2 protein-coding genes are annotated in these 1,251 nt (G+C 55.7%); both read right to left on the bottom strand.

Features of this window, described 5'->3' with window-relative positions; translation table 11 throughout:
* Positions 1 to 129: chorismate synthase (locus D6694_07140; GenBank protein RMH43290.1), on the bottom strand; the 129-nt coding region annotated here is incomplete at its 3' end.
* Positions 130 to 154: 25 nt separating this feature from the next.
* Positions 155 to 1,006 (bottom strand): metal-dependent phosphohydrolase, encoded by an 852-nt coding sequence (locus D6694_07145; GenBank protein RMH43291.1) that lies wholly within the window; start codon positions 1,004 to 1,006, stop codon positions 155 to 157.
* Between the last annotated feature and the right edge of the window lie 245 nt (positions 1,007 to 1,251).

Here is a 1,251-nt window from a genome sequence, read left to right on the forward strand (position 1 = left end):
GTAGCGTTGGACGTCCGCACGGGCCACACGTAGGCCCGGCGGGCATCCAAAGACAATTGTCGTCACACCGGGGCCGTGGGATTCACCCGCGCCGGCCACGGCGAAAAGTGGTCCGCCGAGAATTTCCATATCGTCGGTCTGCCTTGTGCTGAGACTAGCGGGCCGGATGGCCCCGATAGTGGTGCTCCACATCGAAGACATGGGAGTGGAGGTTGGCGATCCACTGTTTGCCCTCCTGGGTGACCCGCAGATAGTGCAGGGCCTCCTGGATGTAGGGGCTCACCACGTCCCAATAAAAGCGGGCGTAGTTCTGACGCATGTCCTCCAGGTTTTTGTACCCGATTTTGGCGTCTTTGTCCACTTCTTCCAGTTCGTAATAGAGAGCGGGCAGTTTGCGTAGGTAATTGGGATCGCCAAGTTGGCCGATAAAATCCGCCGCCCGCACAAGGCCGGCGTAGCCGTCCGTCTGGCGGTGGAAGTCATCGTCGGGGATGGGGAAACGGGTCATCTCGATGTAGGAGGTGACCGCGTCGATGTCGATTTCAATGAAAAGGGGCTGAGAAAAACGCTCCTGGATGAAGAGCTTGCCCCGGTCAACGTGGTAGGGCGCCAGAGCGGCATCAGTAGAACCGGGCGGCATCTCGATCACCTGGTCTCCCACGCCTGTAGCCACGATGCGACCATTGTCCCTTCGGCAAATGCCGCGGACAAAGCCGATGTCATGACAAAGCAAGGCCATCATCACGTGGAGCCAATCCCGGGGCGTCACACCGCCTTCCAACAGGTGTTTTCCTTGCAAAATCGCTTGCCCAACCAGCGTCACCATGGCCGTGTGTTCCACGTCATGGTAGAGCGCGTCTGTATTGGCGATGTTTTCTAGGGCAAGATAGCCACACCAGACCACAGTGTCGCCAATCAAAGGAGAACGATTGCCATAACTTTGGCAATACGCTGCCTCCAATTCACTGACAAGTTTATCGATCACTAATTTTTGAAAATTCAACATTGTCGATCCAACTACAACAGAAGTGAGTGTCTTGACACATTGTCACCAGAATTATGGCCGTTTTTCCTTGGAAGTGCAACCTGACTATGGGATAGAATCCTGTTCGCTGTATCCAAAATCTGCTAGACGGCCGCCGCCAACTTCTCGAAGAGGTCCCGAAAGATAGGATTGCGCTTCACATAACGCGCCACCCGGATGAGATGACGGGTGCGGTCCACGCTCCAGGTGAGGCTGTCGTTCAAGAC

The sequence above is a fragment of the Gammaproteobacteria bacterium genome (assembly GCA_003696665.1).
In the GTDB taxonomy this organism is placed as follows: domain Bacteria; phylum Pseudomonadota; class Gammaproteobacteria; order Enterobacterales.

What these genes read in the sequence shown, in the direction of transcription:
- D6694_07145 (RMH43291.1), bottom strand. Translation starts at nt 1,006, where the DNA reads ATGTTGAATTTTCAAAAATTAGTGATCGATAAACTTGTCAGTGAATTG.